Source organism: Enterococcus sp. AZ140, from assembly GCF_051714405.1.
Taxonomy (GTDB): Bacteria; Bacillota; Bacilli; order Lactobacillales; family Enterococcaceae; genus Enterococcus_B; species Enterococcus_B pernyi.
The window spans coordinates 1-21,439 of record NZ_JBIORU010000001.1; the positions used below are offsets into that span (position 1 = coordinate 1).

The window sequence follows — 21,439 nt, forward strand, 5'->3', positions numbered from 1 at the left end:
ATGGTATCCCTCGATGCTTTATGGACTGAATTAAAAACGACTTATCAAAAAGAACTGTCTCCAGCAAGTTACAATACTTGGATCGAGACAGCACAACCTAAATCCTTAGAACAAAGCCAATTAGTGGTGACTGTTCCAAGCAAGATCCATAAGGAATATTGGGAAAAAAATCTCGCAACAAAGATTGTTGAGGTCGGCTACATGTTAACGGGAAAAGAAATCATTCCACGTTTTGTGACCGGTGAAGAAGCGGAACAAGAAGAAGTAGAAGAAATCAAAACAATGAAAGTTCCCCCAATCACACCAATCAAAAAAGCGATGTTGAATCCTAAGTATACCTTCGATACATTTGTAATCGGAAAAGGTAACCAGATGGCTCATGCCGCTGCCTTGGTCGTCGCTGAAGATCCTGGTTCGATCTATAATCCATTGTTCTTCTACGGTGGGGTCGGACTTGGTAAGACTCACTTGATGCACGCGATTGGTCATCAAATGTTGTTAAGTCAACCAAATGCGAAGGTCAAATATGTAAGCAGTGAGACGTTTGCCAATGATTTTATCAATTCGATCCAAAATAAAACGGCCGAAGAATTTCGCCAAGAATATCGAAATGTCGACCTACTATTAGTCGATGATATTCAATTTTTTGCTGAGAAAGAAGCAACTCAAGAAGAATTTTTCCATACCTTCAATGCGCTTTACAATGAAGGAAAACAAATCGTCCTAACGAGTGATCGTTTACCAAACGAAATCCCAAAATTGCAGGAACGTCTCGTTTCTCGCTTTGCTTGGGGGCTTTCAGTAGATATCACGCCACCTGACCTAGAAACAAGAACAGCTATTTTGAGAAAAAAAGCCGCAGCAGAGCGCTTAGAGATCCCCGATGATACCTTAAGTTATATTGCGGGACAAATCGATTCCAACATTCGTGAACTAGAAGGCGCTCTTGTACGTGTTCAAGCGTTTGCTACGATGAACAGTGAAGATATATCAACTAGTTTAGCTGCTGATGCTTTAAAGACATTGAAATCTGGTAAAGGTCACCCGCAACTCTCGATTTTGCAGATCCAAGAAGAAGTTGCAAAGTATTATCATATCCAATTAAAGGATCTAAAAGGAAAGAAACGCGTCAAATCGATCGTTGTTCCTCGTCAAATCGCTATGTACTTGGCTCGGGAATTAACCGATAGCTCGCTTCCTAAAATCGGCGCTGAATTTGGTGGAAAAGATCATACAACTGTCATCCATGCGCACGAAAAAATCCAGCAGCTGATCGATTCAAGTGTCAGCATGCAAAATGAAGTATCAGAAATCAAAAATTTCCTATTAAACTAAAAAGATGCTTGATAGAAAGAAAAACACCTTGTGGATAAAATTAGAAATCATTCAAAAGTTATGCACATATTTTCCACAGCTGTTTTTTCTTTTCTCTTCTAGCATTTTTATAGTTTTCCACAGTATCAACAGTACCTAATACTTTTATTACTTTATTTACTAATAATAAAATAAATATATGGCAAAGGAGATCTACAATGAAAGTAACCTTAAACCGCGCAACATTTATGCAAGAATTGCAAACTGTTCAGCGTGCGATTTCAAGTAAAACGACAATTCCTATTTTGACTGGGGTTAAAATCACCCTCAATCAAGAAGGACTGACTTTAACAGGTAGTAATGCAGACATTTCAATTGAGACATTTCTATCTGTTGAAAATGAAAAAGCGCAAATGCAAATTGAAGCAACAGGAGCTATTGTTCTACAAGCTCGCTTCTTCAGTGAAATCATTCGTCGATTGCCCGAAGAAACCTTTACGCTAGAAGTGTTAGAAAACAAACAAGTGGCCATTACTTCAGGGAAAGCGAATTTCTTAGTGAATGGGTTAGATGCGGATAATTACCCTCATCTTCCTGTTGTAGAGAGTCACAACCAGATGAAATTGCCTGTACATGTATTGACAAAATTGATCAATGAAACAGTGTTTGCTGTTTCTCAACATGAAAGTCGCCCAATTCTTACAGGTGTCCATTTCATTTTGAAAGACAACTCGTTATTAGCAGTAGCAACTGACTCACATCGTTTGAGTCAACGAGTGATCCCGATCGAACAATCAGCTGATCAATTCGATATCGTGATTCCTGGAAAAAGTTTGACTGAATTATCACGTTCATTGACAAATGAAGAAGAAATCGTAGAAATCAGTATTATGGAAAACCAAGTATTGTTCAAAACTGAAAATATGTATTTTTATTCACGCTTGTTAGAAGGGAATTATCCCGATACGAATCGTTTGATTCCTTCAAGTTTCAATACCGAAGTGGAATTTTCTGTCCCAAGCTTTTTAGCAGCGATTGAGCGTGCCTCTTTGCTCTCACATGAAGGACGCAACAATATCGTTCGTTTGTCGATCCAGCCTGATTCTGTTGTTCTATACGGTAATTCTCCTGAAATCGGAAAAGTAGAAGAAAGCTTGAACTATACGACTAGCACCGGTGATCCGCTGGATATTTCCTTTAATCCGGACTATATGAAAGCTGCTTTGCGTGCATTTGGCGATATGAGTATCAAAGTAAAATTCATTTCTGCCATTCGTCCATTTACGTTAGAACCAACGGAAGATGGGGTACAATTCATCCAATTGATCACTCCAGTACGCACAAACTAAAATACTAATTGAAAATAAACTGAAAAATAAACCATTTTAAACAGAAGGCCCTAAAATCAATTTTAAGGCTTTCTGTTTCTTTTTGTTCAAATCACCTTTTTTCATTTAAATCCGCTCATATGGAAAAATATATGGATAAATTTGTTTTCTTGCGAAAAAAAGGGTATAATAAAGTATACTTTTAATAATGAAAATGAGGGATGAAGAGTGAAACAACAAGTCATTCTAAAAACTGAGTTTATGACGTTGGGTCAAATGCTGAAAGAAGTCACAGTCATCGGCAGTGGTGGACAAGCAAAATGGTATTTAGCAGAAAACACGGTTTTGGTTGATGGCGAGCCAGAAAATCGTCGTGGACGAAAGCTTTATCCCGGTATGATGATCGAAGTTCCAGAAGCAGGAACTTTTTTTATGGTAAAAAAAGGGAATAACGATAATGAGGCTGAATAAGCTGCACCTCAAAAATTATCGAAACTATCAAGAATTGCAAATTGATTTTTCCAAAAACCTCGTGATTTTTTTAGGAGAAAATGCCCAAGGAAAAACGAATCTTTTGGAAAGTATTTATGTGCTTGCAATGACAAGAAGTCATCGTACAAATAGTGAACAAGAGTTGATTGGATGGAACGATGAGCAGTCGATGATCCAAGGGGAGATCACAAGAGGAACCTCTAAGATTCCGTTAGAGATCCAACTGTCTAAAAAAGGACGAAAAACAAAGATCAATCATATCGAACAAAAGAAGTTGAGTAGTTATGTTGGACAATTGAACGTCATTTTATTTGCTCCTGAAGATCTTTCTTTAGTGAAAGGAAGCCCACAGATCCGACGCAAATTTTTAGATATGGAATTAGGTCAGATCAATCCAATCTATCTTTACGATCTTGTCCAATATCAAGCAATCCTAAAGCAGAGAAATCAATATTTGAAGCAATTGAATGAGAAAAAACAAACGGATTTACTTTATCTTGATATTTTATCTGAACAACTAGCAGAATTTGGTAGCAAAGTACTAAAGGCAAGAGCGCAGTTTATCAAGCGTTTAGAATATTGGGCAAATTCTTTACATCAACAAATCACGCATCAAAGAGAACAGTTGGCAATCGAATATGTGACCGCCCTCTCTTCTTTAGACACTATGACAGTTCAAGAGATCCAGTCACAATTTTTAACGTTGCTCGAACAAAACAAAAAGAAAGATCTCTTTCGAGGGACAACGACTGTGGGTCCCCATCGAGATGACCTTTCTTTTTTTGTCAATGAAAAAAACGTGCAAAATTTTGGTTCTCAAGGTCAACAGCGAACAACGGCATTAAGTGTCAAATTAGCAGAAATCGATTTGATCAAAGAAGAAACAGGCGAGTATCCGATCCTATTACTGGATGATGTAATGAGTGAGTTAGACGACCAGCGTCAACTCCATTTACTTGAAACGATCGAAGGGAAAGTACAGACATTCTTAACTACTACCTCCCTGGATCACGTTAAAAATAAAATGACTGTTGAACCTGAGATTTTTTATGTTCAGCAGGGAGAAATAAAAGGAGAATAAACATACATGACAGAAGAAAGAAGTTTAGTCGAGCGCGCAAAAGAATATGATGCCAGTCAGATTCAAGTGCTTGAAGGTCTTGAAGCCGTTCGGAAACGTCCGGGGATGTACATTGGTTCAACAAGTTCAGAAGGACTTCACCACTTAGTATGGGAAATCGTCGATAATTCGATTGATGAAGTCTTGGCAGGATTTGCGACAAAGATCCAAGTCATCATTGAGGAAGACAACAGTATCACTGTCATCGATGATGGTCGTGGGATTCCGGTCGATATCCAAGCGAAGACCGGTCGTCCAGCTGTAGAAACAGTTTTTACTGTCTTGCATGCGGGTGGTAAATTTGGCGGAGGGGGCTACAAAGTATCCGGTGGTCTTCATGGGGTTGGTTCGTCCGTTGTGAATGCACTGTCGACACTATTAGATGTCAAAGTGTACAAAGATGGCAAGATCTATTACCAAGAATATCGTCGTGGGGCGGTAGTCGATGATTTGAAAGTCATCGGTGACACTGATTTAAGTGGAACGACCGTTCACTTCATCCCAGACCCAGAAATTTTTACAGAAACGACAACTTTCGACTTTAATAAATTGGCGACTCGTATTCGTGAGCTGGCTTTCTTGAATCGTGGGATGAAAATCTCAATTGAAGATCGTCGCGAAGAAAAGCCTGTCGTGAAAGAATACCATTATGACGGTGGAATCAAAAGCTACGTCGAATATTTAAATGCGAGCAAAACAGTGATTTTCCCAGAACCTGTTTATTTAGAAGGGGAGCAACAAGAAATCACTGTCGAAGTTTCGATGCAATATACAGACGGTTATCATTCCAATATCATGAGCTTTGCCAACAATATCCATACGTACGAAGGCGGAACACATGAATCAGGATTTAAGACAGCTTTGACACGGGTCATCAATGATTATGCACGTAAGCAAAAATTGATGAAAGAAAATGATGATAATTTAACAGGTGAAGATGTGCGTGAAGGATTGACAGCAGTCATTTCGATCAAGCATCCAGATCCTCAGTTTGAAGGACAAACGAAAACAAAATTAGGAAACTCAGAAGTACGTACGGTCACTGATCGTTTGTTCAGTGAGCATTTCATGAAATTCTTATTGGAAAACCCAAGTGTGGGCCGTCAGATCGTTGAAAAAGGATTACTTGCCTCTAGAGCCCGCTTAGCGGCTAAACGCGCGCGTGAAGTGACGCGGAGAAAAGGAGCATTGGAAATCAGTAATCTACCTGGTAAATTAGCCGATTGTTCCAGCAATGATCCTGAAAAAAGTGAATTGTTCATCGTCGAAGGAGATTCAGCCGGTGGTTCAGCAAAGCAAGGACGAAGCCGTGAATTTCAAGCGATTTTACCGATCCGTGGGAAAATCTTGAACGTTGAAAAAGCAAGTATGGATAAAATTTTAGCCAACGAAGAAATTCGCTCACTGTTTACAGCGATGGGGACAGGGTTTGGTGAAGATTTCGACGTGTCCAAAGCACGTTACCATAAATTAGTCATCATGACCGATGCCGATGTCGATGGTGCCCACATTCGTACGTTGCTATTGACGCTCTTTTATCGTTATATGCGCCCAATCGTGGAAGCCGGCTATGTTTATATCGCGCAACCACCGCTATATGGCGTTAAACAAGGAAAGAAAATCACATATGTCCAACCAGGGAAAAATGCCGAAGAAGAGTTGAGAAAAGTCATCGAATCACTACCAGCAACACCAAAACCAAGTGTTCAACGATACAAAGGGCTTGGTGAGATGGATGATCATCAACTATGGGAAACGACGATGGACCCAAGCAAACGTATGATGGCTCGTGTCAGTGTAGATGATGCGATTGCTGCCGATGAAGTGTTTGAAATGTTGATGGGCGATCGAGTGGAACCTCGCCGTGCATTCATTGAAGAAAATGCTCACTATGTTAAAAATCTAGATATTTAATCATGAAGGAGGAAGAAAAATGAGTGAAGAAATCAGAGAAAACATCCATGATGTCAATCTAACTAGCGAAATGAAAGACTCCTTCATAGATTACGCCATGAGTGTCATTGTCGCTCGGGCTCTACCAGATGTTAGAGATGGATTAAAACCAGTTCACCGCCGTATTTTATATGGGATGAATGAACTAGGTGTCACACCAGACAAAGCACACAAGAAATCAGCCAGAATCGTGGGGGACGTCATGGGTAAATACCATCCCCATGGTGACAGTGCGATCTATGAGTCAATGGTTCGGATGGCGCAGCCTTTTAGCTATCGCTACATGTTAGTAGATGGTCATGGAAACTTTGGGTCAGTTGATGGAGATGGCGCAGCTGCGATGCGTTATACTGAAGCCAGAATGAGTAAGATCGCGACAGAAATGTTACGTGATATCAATAAAAATACGGTCGATTTCCAAAGCAACTATGATGATACGGAAAAAGAACCAGTTGTCTTACCGGCACGTTTTCCTAACTTGCTAGTCAATGGTACGACAGGGATCGCAGTCGGAATGGCGACGAATATTCCCCCACATAATCTGACAGAAGTTGTAGCAGCGATTGATCTATTGATGGAAAATCCAGATGTGACAACCAATGAATTGATGGAAGTCTTACCTGGGCCTGATTTTCCTACTGGCGGATTAGTCATGGGGAAATCCGGCATTCGTCGAGCGTATGAAACAGGAAAAGGTTCAATCACTGTTCGAGCAAAAGTAGAAATCACGGAAATGCCAAATGGAAAAGAGCGGATCTTAGTCACTGAATTGCCATATATGGTCAATAAAGCGAAATTGATTGAGCGAATTTCAGAATTGCACCGTGACAAACGAATTGAAGGGATCACGGATCTAAGAGATGAATCTTCTCGTGAAGGAATGCGTATCGTGATCGATGTGCGTCGTGACGCGAGTGCCTCTGTCATTTTGAACAATCTCTACAAATTGACATCCTTACAAAACTCATTTGGTTTCAATATGTTAGCGATCGAAAAAGGCGTACCGAAAGTTCTAAGCTTGAAGCAAATCCTTGAAAATTATATCGAACACCAACGCGAAGTTATTACACGTCGTACGGTCTTTGAAAAAGATAAAGCAGAAGCAAGAGCACATATCTTAGAAGGACTACGAATCGCCTTAGATCATATTGATGAAATCATCGCGATCATTCGTGGGTCCAAATCAGATGAAGAAGCGAAAAACGCGATGATCGAACGCTTCGATCTTTCTGACCGTCAATCGCAAGCAATCTTAGATATGCGTTTACGCCGTTTGACTGGTTTGGAAAGAGAAAAAATCGAAAATGAATACCAAGAATTATTGAAACTCATTGAAGATTTAGCTGATATTCTTGCTCGCCCTGAACGGGTAACAGAAATCATTCAAACCGAACTTGCTGAATTGAGTCAACGATTTGGCGACAAACGTCGTACAGAATTACTGGTCGGTGAAGTCTTGAGTTTAGAAGACGAAGATTTAATCGAAGAAGAAGAAATCGTGATCACATTGACGAATAATGGCTATATCAAACGTTTAGCCAACAACGAATTCCGCGCACAACGTCGTGGGGGTCGAGGCATCCAAGGAATGGGTGTTCATAACGATGATTTCGTGAAAAATCTTGTTTCTTGCTCCACACATGATACATTGCTGTTCTTTACCAATAACGGAAAAGTGTATCGTGCGAAAGGATACGAGATCCCAGAGTACGGACGTACAGCAAAAGGGATTCCGATCATCAATTTACTTGGCATTGATTCAAGTGAGAAGATCCAAGCCATCATCGCAGTAACTGGTGAAGCAGAGGAAGGACATTACTTGTTCTTTACTACGCGACAAGGGACAGTCAAACGTACGACTGTCACTGCTTTTGCCAATATCCGTAGCAATGGGTTGATTGCGATTGGTTTGAAAGAAAATGATGAATTGGTCAACGTCTTATTGACTGATGGCCAATCAAACATCATCATTGGTACACACGATGGCTATTCTGTGACTTTTGCAGAAGATGCCGTTCGTGATATGGGACGTACAGCCTCTGGGGTTCGTGGGGTTCGTTTGAGAGAAGACGATTACGTCGTTGGAGCAGCCTTGATGAATGAGGATCATGAAGTCTTGATCATCACAGAAAAAGGTTATGGAAAACGTACCAAGGTTTCTGAGTACCCTGTCAAAGGACGTGGGGGTAAAGGGATCAAAACTGCGAATATCACTGAGAAAAATGGTCCATTAGCTGGATTGACGACGGTGACAGGCGAAGAAGATATTATGTTGATCACAGACAAAGGTGTCATCATCCGCTTCAACGTTTCAACGGTTTCTCAGACAGGTCGGGCAACGCTAGGCGTGCGCTTGATCAAGATGGAAGCAGAAACGAAAGTGGTGACCATGGCAGCAGTAGAACCAGAACCTGCGGAAGAAACGGTTGTCGAAGCAGAGACAGTTGATGTGGAAACAGATCATACAGAAGAATAGAAAATAGGCGTAAAACAAAAGTGAACGTCTAAAATCAAAACTCCCAAGAATAGGTAAAACTATCTTTGGGAGTTTTTGGTCGTCTCAAAAGAAAAATTTGGAAAACAAAGAACAGCAGCTTGCTTTTTTAGTGCGTTGCGTGTATAATTGAGGATTGTGAGTAGTCTAATTTATTAGAAAACTCTCCTTGCTCTTGGGAAAGCTGAGAGCCGAAAGTCCATAGGGAGGTGAAAAATCAATGGAAAACACGAAATATGAAATCATGTATATTATTCGTCCAAACATTGATGAAGAAGCAAAAACTGCTTTAATCGAACGTTTCGATTCAATCTTGAAAGATAACGGAGCTGAAGTTATCGAATCAAAAGATTGGGAAAAACGCCGTTTAGCATACGAAATGAACGGTTACCGTGAAGGTATCTATCACATCGTTAAAGTATCTTCTCCATCATCAGCAGATGCAATCAACGAGTTTGATCGTCTTGCTAAAATCAATGACGATATCGTTCGTCACATGATCGTAAAAGAAGAAGCTTAATTATTGTTTCACATGGAACAATCAAACGATGAGAGGAGATGACCATTTTGATTAATAACGTTGTACTAGTTGGACGTCTGACAAAAGATCCAGATTTACGATATACATCAAGTGGCACTGCTGTAGCAACGTTCACTTTAGCTGTCAATCGTAACTTCACGAGCCAAAACGGCAACCGTGAGGCGGATTTTATTAATTGTGTGATTTGGCGAAAATCAGCAGAAACACTAGCAAACTATGCACATAAAGGAACTCTTTTAGGTGTAACTGGTCGTATTCAAACGCGTTCTTATGATAATCAACAAGGACAACGTGTGTACGTAACAGAAGTAGTTGCTGAAAACTTCCAATTATTGGAAAGTCGTGCAGCATCTGAAAACCGTCAACAAAGCGGTGGCTACCAAGACACTGGTCAATCGACAAATAATTTTGGCGGAAACGGCGGAAACAATAACTATAATCAAACATCTCAATCATCCAACGGTATGCCTGATTTTGATCGTGATTCTTCTGATCCATTTGGATCAAGCTCAACGATCGACATTTCAGACGATGATTTACCATTCTAAACGAATTTGATAGGAGGGAAATAGAATGGCACAACAAAGAAGAGGCGGACGTAAACGTCGTAAAGTAGACTATATCGCTGCTAACCATATTGAATATATCGATTATAAAGATATCGAATTACTAAAAAGATTTATCTCAGAACGTGGTAAAATTTTGCCACGTCGTGTAACAGGTACAGGCGCTAAAAACCAACGTAAAATTACGATTGCAATCAAACGCGCACGTATCATGGGATTACTACCATTCGTTGGCGAAGAATAATTCGCTTTAGGAATGATTCTGTAGGAATACCCAATCGTTTCAAACCATTACAGAGGAAGTTATGACTACTGTCGTGACTTCCTCTTTTTGTTCCATTCAGGTGTTTAGTCGCTTACATGACATGAGTTATGGTAAAATTAGGCTAATCAGTTACGGGAGGAAAGACATGGATAAAGAAAAAATAAAAGTAAGCCCGAGCCCTCTGCTCATTCTTTTATTGATCCTTGCAGAAGTTTTGGTTGTATTATTGATGCCATTTCGCTTGATCAGTGCGTTGTTCATCCTGATCGTGAATCTATTTTGTATTCGTTATGGTTTAAAGATGAAACGGTGGTTGACTCTAAGGAATCGTGACAAGATCCAACAAGCTTCCACAGTTGCGGAATCCAATTTGAATTATGTTTCGGAGATCATGCCAGTCGGGATCATCTCTTACCAACCAGCGACACAAACCATTGATTGGCTGAATCCTTTCGCATTGAATGTGAAAGATCAAAGCTCTTTATTGGAAGCAGACTTGTTAGAAACTTTTTTTTCAGCAAAAGAAAAAAAGAAAAATCAAGTCTATTTAGCTGACAAAACGTTTCAATTTGAATTGGATACGGTGAAAGGGGTCGTTTACTTTATTGACGTGACCCAGAACCAACTACTGAAGATCCATCAAGTGAATAGCCAGCCAATCATCGGGATTCTTTCAATCGATAACTATGCAGATACGGTCGATAAATTGGATGAAAAAGAAGTTTCTTATTTGAACTCCTTCATTACGACACTGATTTCTGACTGGATGAATGAATATCATGTGTTTTTTAAACGAATCAATTCAGAGCGCTTTTTCTTTTTTGGACAGATGAGTGACTTAAAGAAAATGATGGATAAGAAATTTGATCTCTTAGATCGCTTACGCGCAGAAGCTGAAAGACAAAATCATCCGTTGACCCTTAGTATGGGAATTGCCTATGGACAACAAACACTAGAAGAAATCGGTAGCGAAGCTCAAAATAACTTAGATATCGCTTTGGTTCGTGGTGGGGATCAGGTCGTGGTGAAAGAAGTTCGTGAAGGAGCGAAACCTACTTACTATGGTGGGAAATCAGCAACGACCATCAAACGTACGCGCGTTCGTTCACGGGCGATGAGTACTGCTTTACGCAAAATTTTTGATGAAACAGGCGATGTATTTATTATGGGGCATCGCTTCCCTGATATGGACGCTATCGGTTCAGCCGTTGGAGTCAGTTGTCTGGCGCGCTTCAATCAGAAAAAAGCCTATATCGTCATCGATGAAAAAGAAATCATTCCAGATGTGGAACGCTGTTTAACAGAAATCCATAAAGAACCAGAGTTGGAGATGCAATTGATTACGCCAGAACGCGCAATGGAGCTTAAGAAAGACAAAGATCTACTCGTAATGGTCGATTACCATAAACCATCGCTATCGATCTCTCAGAGCCTTTACGAGCAATTTGATAAGATCGTGATCATTGACCATCATCGTCGAGGCGAAGAGTTTCCAAGCAAACCGCTCTTAACGTATATTGAATCTTCTGCGTCTTCTGCCTCTGAATTAGTCACAGAATTGATCCAATACCAAAGTAGCCGAACCAATCGGATCAGCCGTTTAGAGGCGACGTTGTTGTTAGCTGGCATGACCGTTGATACGAATAACTTCAATGTGCGAACGACAGCACGTACGTTCGATGTTGCAAGCTATTTAAAGACTTGTAGTGCGGACGCATCCTTAGTACAATATTTATTGAGCTCTGATTTAGCCACTTATTTAGAAATCAGCCACTTGATCGCCCACAATGAACAAGTGACGGAGGATATTGTGGTGGCAGCAGGGACGGATGAAAAAGAGTATAATAGTGTTATCGCAGCAAAAACAGCAGATACGTTGCTCTCAATGGTCAATATCAACGGCGCTTTCGTCATTACGAAACGGACGGATGGCTTAGTTGGTATCAGTGCCCGCAGCACAGGAACGATCAATGTCCAATTGATCATGGAATCCTTAGGCGGTGGCGGACATTTCACCAATGCGGCAACACAACTGGAAAATGTGACTGTAGAAGAAGCAAAACAACAACTGCTCGCTGCTATCCAAGAAAATATGCAACAATTATATAAAAAGGAGTAGATTAGATGAAAGTCATTTTCTTACAAGATGTCAAAGGCAAAGGCAAAAAAGGCGATGTCAAAGAAGTGCCTACAGGCTATGCACAAAATTATTTGATCAAGAACAATCTAGCAAAAGAAGCAAATAAAAGCAGTATCAGTCAGCTAGAAGGACAGAAAAAAGCCCAAGAAAAACAAGAAGCAGAAATCCTTGAAGAAGCCAAAAAATTAAAAGAATTTCTTGAAAAAGAAGAAACTGTCGTTGAATTAAAAGCCAAAGCAGGAGAAGACAGCCGTTTGTTTGGCTCGATCCCATCAAAACAAATCGCTGAAGGCTTGAATAAGCAATACAAAGTAAAATTAGACAAACGTAAAATTGAGTTGAATAACCCAATTCGTACGTTAGGCTATACCAACGTACCTGTGAAACTACACCATGAAGTAACTGCAACGATCAAGGTACACGTTGTCTCTGAATAAACGAAAAGAACATGTGACGAAATCACTTCGATAAATCAGCCGCAGAGGACAAAAATCGCTTTCGATTATTTTTGACTTTTGCGGCCTATTTTCGAAGGAAGAGCTTTTGGAACAGATGTTCATTTTAGGGATGACTTTTCTGCCATTTTCTTGTAAAATGAAGCAATTGAAAGCAAGGAGCGATAGAATATGAGTGAAGTGTGGCAGGATCGAATTCCACCGCAAAATATTGAAGCTGAGCAAGCGGTTCTAGGTTCTGTTTTTCTAGACGCTGAAACGATCATCGATGCCATGGAGTACATAGAACCGAAAGATTTTTATCGTCGGGGACATCAAATCATTTTTGAAATCATGATCGAATTGAATGACCGTAGTGAAGCGATTGATGTCGTGACCGTCAAAGATCGTTTGGAGCAACGAAATCTCTTGGAAGATGCTGGTGGAGTCAGTTACTTATCTGATTTAGCTTTAGCTGTACCAACGGCAGCGAACATCGTCTACTACGCAAAAATCGTGGAAGAAAAATCATTGCTCCGTAATTTGATCCAAACAGCAACAGGGATCGTTACTAGAGGATTTGAACAAGGAGAAGAAGTCCAATCCATCTTAGATGATGCGGAACGTAGCATTCTTGAAGTATCAGAAAAACGTAACCGTAGCGGGTTCTTATCCATTGCGGAAGTCTTGAATTCTACGATTGAAAATATTGACCAACTCGCGCAAAACAATGAAGAGATCACAGGTTTGCCAACTGGTTACCAAGGATTAGATAAAATGACTGCTGGCTTCCAAGCAGAAGAGCTAATTATTTTGGCTGCACGTCCGGCAGTAGGGAAAACAGCCTTTGCCTTGAATATTGCTCAAAATGTTGGTACAAAAACGGATCGTTCTGTAGCGATCTTCAGTCTAGAGATGGGGGCAGAATCACTGGTCAACCGGATGCTTTGTGCGGAAGGTTCGATTGAAGCGAGTCACTTACGTACGGGACAGCTGTCCGAAGAAGAATGGTCCAATTTGATTGTTGCGATGGGTAGTTTATCGAAAGCAAATATCTTTATTGATGATACACCAGGGATCAAAATCTCTGAGATACGAGCAAAATGTCGGAAACTTGCACAAGAAAAAGGAAATCTAGGTTTGATACTCATCGATTACTTGCAGTTGATCGAAGGAAATGGGAAAGAAAACCGTCAACAAGAAGTATCCGATATCTCACGTCAATTGAAAAAACTAGCGAAAGAATTAAAAGTTCCCGTCATTGCTCTTTCCCAGCTTTCTCGTGGAGTGGAACAACGTCAAGATAAACGACCTGTCTTAAGTGATATCCGTGAGTCTGGTTCGATCGAGCAGGATGCGGATATCGTGGCATTCTTATATCGTGATGATTACTACGAACGAGAAGGTGGCGAAGATGGTGATGCGCCAGAACCACAAAACGATAATGTGATCGAAGTCATCATTGAAAAAAACCGGAGTGGAGCAAGGGGAACGGTCGAATTGCTCTTTATCAAAGAATACAATAAATTTTCCTCGCTTTCTCCGCGAGAAGAATATTAGGACGAATAAATCTGAATAAATCAAACATCGAGGTCGGGACAGAAGTGTTTAGCCTCGAGAAATAAGGTGCCAGCCACGAAAATTGTTCTTCAAATTTTTGTGGCTGGCGCTTTATTTTTCAAAGAGGTTATTTCTATTCCCACCGTTTATTCGATTTTTGGTGGTGCGAGAGGACGAATGTCCGGAGATGTTTTTTCAAACTCAGTCAGGTCAGGCGCCTACTTGTTAGTAACCAATGGAACATAGAAAATTATAATGTTCGCTTTTTAAACGTTTTCTCTAAAATATATTAAATATCATTCGATTTTAGTTGAATAAAGTTTGAAGTATTGTTACAATAATTCAGGATTAAATAATATTAAATGAGGTGTTCAAATGTCATCTGTAGTAGTAGTGGGTACACAATGGGGCGACGAAGGGAAAGGAAAAATTACTGACTTTCTTAGTGAAAATGCTGAAGTGATCGCACGGTACCAAGGTGGCGACAATGCGGGACACACAATTAAATTCGATGGTGTTACGTATAAACTGCACTTGATTCCTTCGGGGATTTTTTACAAAGATAAAATCAGCGTGATCGGGAATGGTGTGGTAGTCAATCCGAAATCTTTAGTCAAAGAATTGGCTTATTTACATGAAAAAAATGTGACGACAGATAATCTACGTATTTCTGATCGTGCGCATGTGATTTTACCGTATCATATCAAATTAGACCAATTGCAAGAAGATGCAAAAGGAGAAAATAAAATCGGTACGACCATCAAAGGGATCGGCCCTGCTTATATGGACAAAGCCGCTCGTGTCGGTATCCGTGTAGCCGATTTATTAGATAAAGAAATTTTTGAAGAGCGTTTACGAGTGAATCTAGACGATAAAAACCGTCAATTTGTGAAAATGTTCGATTCAGAGCCAATTGAATTTGAAGAAATCTTTGAAGAATACTACGAATATGGCCAACAAATCAAACAATACGTGACGGATACATCAGTTATCTTAAATGATGCGTTAGATGCAGGAAAACGTGTTTTATTTGAAGGCGCACAAGGTGTGATGTTGGATATCGATCAAGGAACGTATCCGTTTGTTACCTCATCGAATCCAGTGGCTGGTGGTGTGACGATCGGTAGTGGTGTCGGACCTTCAAAAATCAATAAAGTGGTCGGTGTATGTAAAGCTTACACTTCACGTGTGGGAGATGGCCCATTCCCTACTGAATTGTTTGATGAAACAGGTCAACAAATTCGTGAAGTCGGTCGCGAATATGGTACAACTACTGGACGTCCACGTCGTGTCGGCTGGTTTGATACAGTCGTGATGCGTCACTCAAAACGTGTGTCAGGTATCACGAATCTATCATTGAATTCGATCGATGTCTTGAGCGGTTTAGAAACAGTGAAAATCTGTACAGCATACGAATTAGACGGTGAACGAATCTATCATTATCCAGCGAGTTTGAAAGAATTGAACCGTTGCAAACCAATCTACGAAGAATTGCCAGGTTGGTCAGAAGACATTACTGCTTGTCGTACACTAGCTGAATTACCAGAAAATGCTCGTAACTATGTAAGACGTATCTCAGAGCTTGTAGGCGTGCGTATTTCAACATTTTCAGTAGGTCCTGACCGAAACCAAACAAATATCTTAGAAAGCGTGTGGGCGCAAATCTAAGCCTTTCAGTGATGATTCGCTAACAGGAACATTCTTTTAAGAATGAGTGGACCACTGAAATCACGAGAAATAAATGAAATCGGGACAGAAGTGTTTAGCTTCGAGAAATAAAGCGACAACCACGAAAATTGTTTTTCTAATTTTTGTGGTTGTCGCTTTATTTCCCAAGAGATTACTCCTGTTGCCATTATTTATCGGTTTTAGGGCGACACACAAAAATGAATGTGACTGTTGTTTTAGACTGATTGTGTTCATTTAAGCGTTCGCTTGATTGGCTTGTACCAAGTACAACGAATATAAGAGCTGAAGTTATTTAAAATTAAAGGAGTTTGCTATAATAGACTGCGATGAAAAGTGGAGAAAAAAAGGAGTTGGAACGAATGTATCAAATAGTCACAGATTCATGTTGCGATCTGCCCTATCAAGTGTTGGCAAATGCAAATGTTGATTTTTTATCCATGGAGATCCAGATTGGTGAGGAAATACGAATCGATGATCTGGGAAAAACATTTGATTATGAAGGGTACATCCAACAGTTACGTGAAGGAGCAATGCCTACGACCTCACAAATCAATGTGGGTCGCTATTTGGAGTTCTTCCGTAGCTATGTGGAGAAAGGTATCCCAGTCTTGTACGTTGCTTTTTCGAGTGGCATGAGTGGTTCTTACAGCAGTGCCTTACAAGCAGTCGAATTATTGAAAGAAACCTATGAGGACCCGCAAGTTCATGTGTTTGATACGAAAGCCGCAAGTATCGGGGAAGGACTACTTGTATTAGAAGCTGTTCGTTTGAAAGAATCGGGTTATTCTTTGGAAGAAACATTGGCTTGGTTACAAAATAATTACCTCAAAGTTCATTCTTGGGTAACCGTTGATGATTTAAAGCATTTAGAACGTGGAGGACGCATCTCTAAAGCAAGTGCTGCTATTGGTAGTCTGTTAAGCGTGAAGCCGATCATTACCGTTGAACCAAGTGGTCATTTGAAGAATGTCGATAAAGTGCGTGGTAGAAACAAATCCATTCAGAAAATCGTGGAGGAAACGGTCAAAACGATCGTCGCTCCATTGGAACAAACGGTGTATATCGCTTATGCCGGAGACCTAGAAAGTGCTGAGAAAGCCAAAAAATTATTAGAAGAAAATATCAAAACAAAAGAAATCAAACTCTATCCCTTAGGACCAACGATCGCCAGTCATACAGGCTATGGGTGTATCGCCATCTTTTCAATGGGTGTGAGTCGATAAAAAAAAAACAGCTGTACAACGTAAGAGTACTCACGTTGTACAGCTATTTTTATAATTATTTTTGGAATATTTAGTTCCACAATTGTTCTAATTGTTTTTGGATGTCTTTGTTCTCTAAGAATTCATCATATGTCGTATCTGCACGATCGATCACGCCTTTATCAGAAACAGCAATGATACGATTTGCTAACGTTTGGATGAATTGGTGGTCATGAGAAGCAAATAGGATCGAACCTGAAAATGCCATCAAACCATCATTCAACGCAGTAATTGATTCTAAATCTAAATGATTCGTTGGGTCGTCTAAGACAAGGACGTTTGCTTTTGAAAGCATCAATTTAGAAAGCATGCAACGCACTTTTTCGCCCCCAGAAAGGACATTTACTGGTTTTAATACTTCTTCACCAGAAAACAACATGCGACCTAAGAAGCTTCGTAAGAAGGTGTTGTCATCTTCTTCTTTACTTGCATATTGGCGTAACCAGTCAAGGATCGTTAAGTCTGTATCAAATTCTTTTGTTGTATCCTTTGGTAGATAAGCATTGCTAGTTGTTACACCCCAACGGACAGTACCAGTATCAGGTGTTAGATCGCCCATGATAACTTTAAATAGGGTTGTAGTTGTTATATCGTTTTCAGCGACGAATGCTACCTTATCTTCTTTGTTCAATGTGAATGATATATCATTTAAAATCTTTTTACCATCTATTGTCACACTAACGTTTTCTACTTGTAGTAAGTCATTTCCAATTTCACGCTCTGGTTTGAATCCAACGAAAGGATAGCGACGTGAAGAAGGTTGGATATCATCCAATGTGATTTTTTCTAACATTTTTTTACGGGATGTTGCTTGTTTTGATTTTGACGCATTTGCACTGAAACGTGCGATAAAGTCTTGTAGTTCTTTGATTTGTTCTTCTTTTTTCGCATTGGCGTTTGCTTGTAACTTAGTTGCTAATTGGCTTGATTCTAACCAGAAATCGTAGTTTCCTACATAAAGCTTGATTTTTCCAAAGTCTAAATCTGCCATATGGGTACATACTTTATTCAAGAAGTGACGGTCATGGGAAACAACGATCACTGTATTCTCAAATTCGATCAAAAATTCTTCTAACCAGTTGATCGATTGGATATCTAGTCCGTTTGTCGGCTCATCTAAAAGTAAAACATCTGGTTTACCGAATAGCGTTTGTGCAAGCAACACTTTCACTTTTTGGCCACCAGTTAATTCGCTCATCAATTGATGATGCAACTCTTCAGGGATATTCAATCCTTGAAGTAAAACCGCTGCTTCTGGCTCTGCTTCCCATCCGTTTAATTCTGCAAATTCGCCTTCTAATTCTGCCGCACGAATCCCATCTTCATCTGTGAAATCTTCTTTCATATAGATGGCATCTTTTTCTTTCATTACTTCATATAAACGTTTATGACCCATGATTACTGTTTCCATCACAGTATATTCTTCATAGTCATAGTGGTTTTGTTTCAAAACAGCCATACGTTCATCTGGACCTAATGTGACAGAGCCTGTTGAAGGTTGCAAGTCACCTGATAATACTTTAAGGAATGTTGATTTACCTGCGCCATTTGCTCCAATTAAGCCATAACAATTGCCGGGAGTGAATTTTATATTAACATCATCAAATAGTTTGCGATCTGAAAAGTGCAAACTTACATCATTTACAGTAATCAATTTTTTTCCTCACTTTATGTTTATAATATTTGCCAAGTCTTCTAGAATTATATAGGGGAATGTTGAAAGTTTCAAGGAAATCAGTAATTCTTTACGTTTCACGTGAAACAATCAAAGGAAGAAAAGCGATAAACCGTTTTTTTACAACTAAAGCATTTTCATAAATGCTAAATTTTTGAAGTTATTTAAATGGGGGCGTAAGATAGAAATAGATTAGAAGAAAGTAGGGATTAAAATGAAAGAAAGTAGAAAAATTGATTGGGGTTCACTTGTTTTGGGGATACTATTTGTTTTAGTTTCCTTGATTTCTTTTCGCGATCCAGTAGGTAACTTAGTTGCTATCGTTATTGTATTTGCTATTTTTGCGATCCTAAAAGGATTATTTGAGTTATTTCTACGTAGTCGAGTAAAAGAACTGACAGGATATAAAGGGAAGATGCCGATAGTGATTGGGATCATTGATTTGTTGATTGGGATCTTTTTCATTTTCAATATTGGTGCTGGGGTAGTTGCACTACCATTTGTCTTCGCTGTTTGGTTTATCATTGATTCAGTATTAGCTTTATTTACTGCTGATTTATTCAGAGGAATAAGCGAAGGACATTATTGGTTTACAGTGGTCATCAACGTATTAGGTATCTTACTAGGTATCATTTTATTATTCAATCCTTTATCTTCTGCCTTGACGCTAAGTTTTTTAGTTGGTTTTTACTTTATGGTGGTTGGGATCAATCAGATTGTTTATGCGTTTAGATGATTAGTAATAAAATAAGTGTATGAAATTTGAAAAAGATCCACCTCAAATCCTATCAATTTGAGGTGGATCTTTTCTCACTAAGTTGTGGTTTACTGGACTTTTATAACTGTTTAGAAAGGTGTTGCGTATATATTTCATGAAGCACAGGCATATCATGGACTTCATATTTTTCTTTGAAGACCTCAATTTCTTCTTCGCTATACTTTCTTGGATCTAAGTGTAAGTCTTCGACAGGTAAGGGACGTTTATTGGGGATTTTCACATCGATCACGACTGGTCGATCAGATTTCGCCGCAGCATCGAAGGCAGGGCGTAATTGTTCGTAGTGCGTGATTGTGAAGCCATCGGCACCTAAGGCTTCGCAGGCTTTCCCAAAATCAGCTTGTTCAAGGGAAACACCAAATTTTTGTTGTTCAGTATCTTCTTGTTCTGCTTCGATAAATCCGAATGAATCATTTGAGAAAACGACATTGATGATTGGCAACTGATAGCTGACTTGAGTCAAGATATCTTGCATCACCATGGCAAAACCACCGTCTCCGCTCAAAGTAAAGACTTGTCTCTCTGGAAAGCTTAATTTAGCAGCGATTCCGCCGGGTATACCATTTCCCATCGTCGCAAACCAACCCGAAGTAGTGTGTAACTGCTCACCAGTCATGTTCAGTAAACGAATCGAATGAATGGTCGTATTTCCAACATCTGTCACAAAAATAGCATCACGTTCGGCAATTCGGTTGATTTCTTTATAGACCGCTTCTGGTCGAATCGATTGCTCCGTGGGTTCTTCAAAGGACGTTAACCAACGCCGCCAATTGCGAAGATTTTCTTGATTGGCTAGATACCAAGCATTTTCTGTGCGTTCGTTCCCCAATTCAATCAGTTTTTCTAACGTTGTTTTACCATCACCTAAAATAGCTAAATCGGTGTGATGACGGCGGCCGAATTTGGCGGCATCAATATCGACTTGGATAAAAGCAGCTTCTGGATTGAAAAAGGTTCGCCCAAAAGGAAAGTCACTTCCTACAAATAAAATCAAATCGGCTTCTGCTAACGCTTCATTCGCAGGTTTTGTCGCTACCCGACCTGCAAATCCAAGAAAATTTTTGTTTTCATCTGGCACGATTCCTTTTGCTAAAACAGAGGCAACCACGGGCATTTTGAAATATTCGGTAAATTTCTTGATCTGATCATAGCCATGACGAACACCTTGACCGATGAACAAGACAGGTTTTTGAGCTTGTTCGAGATAAGGAAGGGCTGCTTTCACGTCTTCAATCTCAGGGAGGATCACCCCTGTTTTGTACGTAGAAGCATTAGAAACATCCTGCCACTCGATTTCTTCAAAACCAAAATCAACGGGGATCGTCACAACAGCGACTCCTTGATGTGCATAAGCTGCCTTGATCGCTTCATCAACGACATAAGGTAAACTTTCAGGTGTCATGACTGTCCGATTATAAACACTAACATCAGCGAAAATTGGATTTTCATTTAATTCTTGAAAGGCAGTATAATTCATAGAAGTCGAAGCCACTTGCCCTAAAAGGGCGACAACTGGGACGTGATCCATTTGAGCATCGTAAAGTCCGTTGATCAAATGAGTGGCTCCAGGACCAGCTGAGCCAAAGACAGCTCCGACTTTTCCTGTTAATTTGGCATCCGCTGCGGCAGCTAACGCGCCCACTTCTTCATGACGTACTTGGATATAATCGATTTGGTCTTTTTCATGGTACAACGCATCCATAATGGAATTGAACGAACCACCCGGAATCCCATAAATATGATCCACTCCCCAGCTTTCAAGCACTTTTACCATGGCAATACCGGCATTTATCGTTGACATTTTGATCCACTCCCTAAAAAAACAAAT

17 protein-coding genes are annotated in these 21,439 nt (G+C 39.9%); 15 read left to right on the forward strand and 2 right to left on the reverse strand.

Annotated elements, in window-relative coordinates; all coding sequences use genetic code 11:
* The 14 genes from dnaA to IGJ39_RS00070 form a co-directional block, all read left to right on the forward strand.
* Positions 1–1,335: chromosomal replication initiator protein DnaA (dnaA, locus tag IGJ39_RS00005; protein ID WP_023518857.1), on the forward strand; the 1,335-nt coding region annotated here is incomplete at its 5' end.
* A gap of 197 nt (positions 1,336–1,532) precedes the next feature.
* The gene (gene dnaN, locus IGJ39_RS00010) at positions 1,533–2,663 is read left to right on the forward strand and encodes a DNA polymerase III subunit beta (RefSeq protein WP_019723042.1); all 1,131 of its coding nucleotides are present in this window, start codon (positions 1,533–1,535) and stop codon (positions 2,661–2,663) included.
* Between the two features lie 207 nt (positions 2,664–2,870).
* Complete coding sequence (gene yaaA, locus IGJ39_RS00015; protein ID WP_019723041.1) at positions 2,871–3,113, forward strand: S4 domain-containing protein YaaA; 243 nt, start codon at positions 2,871–2,873, stop codon at positions 3,111–3,113.
* On the forward strand, positions 3,100–4,215 hold the full coding sequence (gene recF / locus IGJ39_RS00020) for a DNA replication/repair protein RecF (protein ID WP_010734560.1): 1,116 nt from the start codon (positions 3,100–3,102) through the stop codon (positions 4,213–4,215). The genes yaaA and recF overlap by 14 nt, the downstream gene beginning before the upstream one ends.
* Positions 4,216–4,221: 6 nt before the next feature.
* Positions 4,222–6,168, forward strand: a complete 1,947-nt coding sequence (gene gyrB / locus IGJ39_RS00025; RefSeq protein WP_010734559.1) for a DNA topoisomerase (ATP-hydrolyzing) subunit B — start codon at positions 4,222–4,224, stop codon at positions 6,166–6,168.
* Positions 6,169–6,187: 19 nt separating this feature from the next.
* Complete coding sequence (gene gyrA / locus IGJ39_RS00030) at positions 6,188–8,683, forward strand: DNA gyrase subunit A (RefSeq protein WP_019723040.1); 2,496 nt, start codon at positions 6,188–6,190, stop codon at positions 8,681–8,683.
* Between the two features lie 238 nt (positions 8,684–8,921).
* Positions 8,922–9,221, forward strand: a complete 300-nt coding sequence (gene rpsF, locus IGJ39_RS00035) for a 30S ribosomal protein S6 (protein ID WP_019723039.1) — start codon at positions 8,922–8,924, stop codon at positions 9,219–9,221.
* Between the two features lie 47 nt (positions 9,222–9,268).
* Complete coding sequence (ssb, locus tag IGJ39_RS00040) at positions 9,269–9,790, forward strand: single-stranded DNA-binding protein (protein ID WP_010734556.1); 522 nt, start codon at positions 9,269–9,271, stop codon at positions 9,788–9,790.
* 25 nt (positions 9,791–9,815) lie between these two features.
* Positions 9,816–10,052, forward strand: coding sequence for a 30S ribosomal protein S18 (gene rpsR, locus IGJ39_RS00045; protein ID WP_010734555.1), 237 nt, complete (start codon positions 9,816–9,818; stop codon positions 10,050–10,052).
* Positions 10,053–10,218: 166 nt separating this feature from the next.
* A complete protein-coding gene (locus IGJ39_RS00050) occupies positions 10,219–12,192 on the forward strand; it encodes a DHH family phosphoesterase (protein ID WP_019723038.1) in 1,974 nt (657 codons plus the stop codon).
* Between the two features lie 5 nt (positions 12,193–12,197).
* Positions 12,198–12,650 (forward strand): 50S ribosomal protein L9, encoded by a 453-nt coding sequence (rplI, locus tag IGJ39_RS00055; protein WP_010734553.1) that lies wholly within the window; start codon positions 12,198–12,200, stop codon positions 12,648–12,650.
* A 189-nt stretch (positions 12,651–12,839) separates the two neighbouring features.
* Positions 12,840–14,207 (forward strand): replicative DNA helicase, encoded by a 1,368-nt coding sequence (dnaB, locus tag IGJ39_RS00060; RefSeq protein ID WP_010734552.1) that lies wholly within the window; start codon positions 12,840–12,842, stop codon positions 14,205–14,207.
* 375 nt (positions 14,208–14,582) lie between these two features.
* The gene (locus IGJ39_RS00065) at positions 14,583–15,875 is read left to right on the forward strand and encodes an adenylosuccinate synthase (RefSeq protein WP_010734551.1); all 1,293 of its coding nucleotides are present in this window, start codon (positions 14,583–14,585) and stop codon (positions 15,873–15,875) included.
* A gap of 380 nt (positions 15,876–16,255) precedes the next feature.
* Positions 16,256–17,119 carry a DegV family protein gene (locus IGJ39_RS00070; protein WP_010734550.1) on the forward strand — a complete coding sequence of 288 codons (864 nt, stop codon included), beginning with the start codon at positions 16,256–16,258 and terminating at the stop codon, positions 17,117–17,119.
* Positions 17,120–17,189: 70 nt separating this feature from the next.
* Here the strand turns inward: IGJ39_RS00070 and IGJ39_RS00075 are convergent, their stop codons facing one another.
* The gene (locus IGJ39_RS00075; RefSeq protein WP_029594258.1) at positions 17,190–18,812 is read right to left on the reverse strand and encodes an ABC-F family ATP-binding cassette domain-containing protein; all 1,623 of its coding nucleotides are present in this window, start codon (positions 18,810–18,812) and stop codon (positions 17,190–17,192) included.
* Positions 18,813–19,047: 235 nt separating this feature from the next.
* Here IGJ39_RS00075 and IGJ39_RS00080 point away from each other — a divergent pair, with 235 nt between their 5' ends.
* Positions 19,048–19,569, forward strand: coding sequence for an HdeD family acid-resistance protein (locus IGJ39_RS00080; protein ID WP_019722684.1), 522 nt, complete (start codon positions 19,048–19,050; stop codon positions 19,567–19,569).
* Positions 19,570–19,669: 100 nt separating this feature from the next.
* Here IGJ39_RS00080 and spxB read toward each other — a convergent pair whose 3' ends face one another.
* Entirely contained in the window at positions 19,670–21,412 is a 1,743-nt protein-coding gene (gene spxB, locus IGJ39_RS00085; protein WP_019722683.1) for a pyruvate oxidase, read from the reverse strand.
* Positions 21,413–21,439 lie beyond the last annotated feature (27 nt).

What these genes read in the sequence shown, in the direction of transcription:
- dnaN (WP_019723042.1), top strand. Translation starts at nt 1,533, where the DNA reads ATGAAAGTAACCTTAAACCGCGCAACATTTATGCAAGAATTGCAAACT.
- recF (WP_010734560.1), top strand. Translation starts at nt 3,100, where the DNA reads ATGAGGCTGAATAAGCTGCACCTCAAAAATTATCGAAACTATCAAGAA.
- gyrB (WP_010734559.1), top strand. Translation starts at nt 4,222, where the DNA reads ATGACAGAAGAAAGAAGTTTAGTCGAGCGCGCAAAAGAATATGATGCC.
- gyrA (WP_019723040.1), top strand. Translation starts at nt 6,188, where the DNA reads ATGAGTGAAGAAATCAGAGAAAACATCCATGATGTCAATCTAACTAGC.
- rpsF (WP_019723039.1), top strand. Translation starts at nt 8,922, where the DNA reads ATGGAAAACACGAAATATGAAATCATGTATATTATTCGTCCAAACATT.
- rpsR (WP_010734555.1), top strand. Translation starts at nt 9,816, where the DNA reads ATGGCACAACAAAGAAGAGGCGGACGTAAACGTCGTAAAGTAGACTAT.
- IGJ39_RS00050 (WP_019723038.1), top strand. Translation starts at nt 10,219, where the DNA reads ATGGATAAAGAAAAAATAAAAGTAAGCCCGAGCCCTCTGCTCATTCTT.
- rplI (WP_010734553.1), top strand. Translation starts at nt 12,198, where the DNA reads ATGAAAGTCATTTTCTTACAAGATGTCAAAGGCAAAGGCAAAAAAGGC.
- dnaB (WP_010734552.1), top strand. Translation starts at nt 12,840, where the DNA reads ATGAGTGAAGTGTGGCAGGATCGAATTCCACCGCAAAATATTGAAGCT.
- IGJ39_RS00065 (WP_010734551.1), top strand. Translation starts at nt 14,583, where the DNA reads ATGTCATCTGTAGTAGTAGTGGGTACACAATGGGGCGACGAAGGGAAA.
- IGJ39_RS00070 (WP_010734550.1), top strand. Translation starts at nt 16,256, where the DNA reads ATGTATCAAATAGTCACAGATTCATGTTGCGATCTGCCCTATCAAGTG.
- IGJ39_RS00080 (WP_019722684.1), top strand. Translation starts at nt 19,048, where the DNA reads ATGAAAGAAAGTAGAAAAATTGATTGGGGTTCACTTGTTTTGGGGATA.
- spxB (WP_019722683.1), bottom strand. Translation starts at nt 21,412, where the DNA reads ATGTCAACGATAAATGCCGGTATTGCCATGGTAAAAGTGCTTGAAAGC.